1 protein-coding gene and 1 pseudogene are annotated in these 2,175 nt (G+C 48.8%); both read left to right on the forward strand.

The features are described from left to right. A pseudogene (locus Q0095_RS03210) lies at positions 1–83 on the forward strand (GNAT family N-acetyltransferase); the annotation flags it as partial. Between the two features lie 451 nt (positions 84–534). Further along, positions 535–2,175: penicillin-binding protein 2 (gene mrdA / locus Q0095_RS03215; protein ID WP_297881299.1), on the forward strand; the 1,641-nt coding region annotated here is incomplete at its 3' end.

Raw genomic sequence — 2,175 nt, forward strand, 5'->3', positions numbered from 1 at the left:
CTGCGCAAAAAATTTGGGCAGATTGTATTAAATGCAAAAAGTTTCCGGTATGCAACGAAATCGCACTTATCTATACCTTATAGCGGACACGCTTTTTAGCGCGGGAGTTCTTTTCTACCTGCTTCTAAGTGCGGTGTATAGAGGCTTGCCGCCGCTGATCGGATTTTTTTTCACGGCGATGGTGGTGCAAAAATATGAAAACGACGTGAAATTTAAAAAGTTCGGCTTTAGCTGGTTTTTCTCTATTTTTTATCTGTTTTGCGCCGAGCAGATCCACGGATTTAACCTATTTAGCGTGGCTATCGCGTATTGTATATTTTATTTCGTAGTCTATGAAAACTCATTTAAATATATTAAATTTAGAAATTTTTTGATCTGCTTTTACGTGATGATCAGCTATGTTTTGGTCTTTGTGGTGAGCAACGCGATCTCGGCGATCAAAAAGAGCGAGTATCTGCCTCTAAGCGGCGAGTATTTAAATTACATCGTGATCGAAATTTTGCTCGCTCTGCTCTTTTTTAAGGGGCGGTTGGTATGAGGCTGAAGTTTGTATTTGCTTTCGTGATACTATTTTTTAGCATGCTTTTGGTGAGAATTTATTATCTTTCGATCAAATCAAACGAATTCTACGAGCAGGTCGCTAAAAACAATGTCATCTCCACCGAATACATCCCGCCGGTGCGCGGTCAAATTTTAGACGCCAAAGGCCGCCCGCTCGCGATAAACAATCTCGGCTTTTCTCTATCGATCGCGCCGCATCTAAAAGACGCCGCGCTGCAAAGCGAGCTGAATAACATCTCGCGCTACTTCAAAGATCTCAATGTCACCGCGATGAGCAAGAGCTACAAGGACGCGAATTCCGCTTATAATCAAGACTTTATCGAAGTCGTGCCGTTTTTGGACTACAACGTCACGATACAGCATTTCGCGAGCTTGAGCCTGCACGAAAATATTAAAATTTCACCCGCTTCGCAGCGCTTCTACCCTTACGGCGCGCTTGCTTCGCATATCATCGGCTACGTAGGTCGTGCCAATAAAAAGGATATCCAAAGCAACCCACTAAGTGCGCTTACCGGATACAACGGCAGAAGCGGCGTCGAGGGGTATTATAACGAGCTTTTGCAGGGCAGCAAGGGCGAGCGCAAGACGAAGGTTACGGCGCTAAATCAGGTCGTAGAGGAGATCTCGATGCAAGAGCCCAGCAGCAGCGAAATTTCGCTTACTATCGATCTTGAGCTGCAAAAATACCTCGAGGAAATTTTTAAAGACAAGGATGGCGTAGCGATCGTGATGGATCTGCGCGACGGCGCTATTATCGCGGCGGGCAGCTTCCCCGAGTACGATCTAAACACCTTCGTGGGCGGAATTTCACAGGCGCAGTGGGACGAGCTGATAAAAGATCCACGCCATCCTTTTACGAATAAGCTCGTAAACGGCCTCTATCCGCCCGGTTCGGTCATTAAGATGGCTGTAGGGATGAGCTTTTTAAACAGCGGCAAGATCAACGAGAACTGGAGCGTGTTTTGCAGTGGCGCGATAGAGCTAGGGGGGCGTAAATTTCGCTGCTGGAAGAGCTGGGGTCACGGCCGCGTGAGCTTAGTAGAGGCGATTAAAGGTAGCTGCGATGTGTATTTTTATGAAGGCTCGCTGCTAGTGGGGATCGACTATATGTCCGCGTATCTGCAGCGTCTGGGGTTTGGTAGCAAAACAGGCGTCGATTTGCCCAATGAATTTGTAGGCACGATGCCTAATAAAGCATGGAAAATGCAGAAATTTAAGCGCGCGTGGTATCAGGGCGAGACGGTCAATGCCTCGATCGGCCAGGGCGACGTGCTCGTCACCCCTATGCAGGTGGCGAAAAACACCGCGCAGATCGCCGCAGGCAAGGCTATCACGCCGCATTTTTTAAAAAGCATCGACGGCAAGCCGGTGGAATTTACCCCTACCGAGCTTTTTACGCCGAAAGAAAAGGCGCAGCTGCCTCTCGTACGGCGCGGTATGTATGAGGTCGGCAACAACCCCGACGGAGGCACCGCCTACAAGCTCATCCATACCGCAGTAGTGCCTCTAGCGGTCAAGACGGGAACCGCGCAGGTCGTAGGCATCTCGCAGACCACCAAAAAGCGAATGAAAGAGGCTGATATGGACTACTTCCACCGCTCGCACGCCTGGATG

Source organism: uncultured Campylobacter sp. (assembly GCF_938045535.1).
GTDB lineage: Bacteria > Campylobacterota > Campylobacteria > Campylobacterales > Campylobacteraceae > Campylobacter_B.